The organism is Thauera phenylacetica B4P, assembly GCF_000310225.1.
In the GTDB taxonomy this organism is placed as follows: Bacteria; Pseudomonadota; Gammaproteobacteria; order Burkholderiales; family Rhodocyclaceae; genus Thauera; species Thauera phenylacetica.
Genome location: NZ_AMXF01000590.1, coordinates 1 through 520, shown reverse-complemented (window position 1 = coordinate 520; position 520 = coordinate 1). Strand labels below are relative to the sequence as shown.

Genomic DNA, 520 nt, shown 5'->3' with positions numbered 1-520 from the left:
CCGCGCTGGCTGCGGTGGCCGCGGTGGCTGCGCTGGCCGAACCCGGATCGCGCTCGCCCGCCAGCGGCGCGGTGCGCCCCCCCGCGAGCAGCTCGGCCAGCAACGCGCGCAGGCGCTGGCGCGAGAAGGGTTTGGACAGGAAGGCGGCAAAGCCGGCTTCGAGCAGGGCATCGACCTCGCGGCGCGGGATGTGGGCCGACATCAGCACCGCCGGGGTGTGCGCGTGCGCCGGCAGCGCGCGCAGGCGGGCGAGCAGCTCGCGGCCGTCGCCGTCGGGCAGGTTCATGTCGATGAGGGCGAGGTCGATCGGGCGCTCGTGCAGCAGGCGCAGCGCGTTGTGGATGTCGGGCGCGCACACCGCCTGCTGGCCGAGGGCGTCGAGGAAGCGCTCCACCACCATGCGGTTGACCTCGTCGTCCTCGACCAGCAGCACGCGGTGGCCGGGGGCCGGCGCGCTCGCGTCCGGCTCGGCCGTGGCGGCCGTGGCCTCGGCGGGCGCGGCGGTGGTCGCCGGCAGCGC

Annotated in this window: 1 protein-coding gene; it reads right to left on the bottom strand. The window is 77.1% G+C overall.

What is annotated here, in order from left to right:
• The coding region (locus tag C667_RS23840) for a response regulator (RefSeq protein WP_004392463.1) at positions 1–520 on the bottom strand (520 nt) is incomplete at both ends.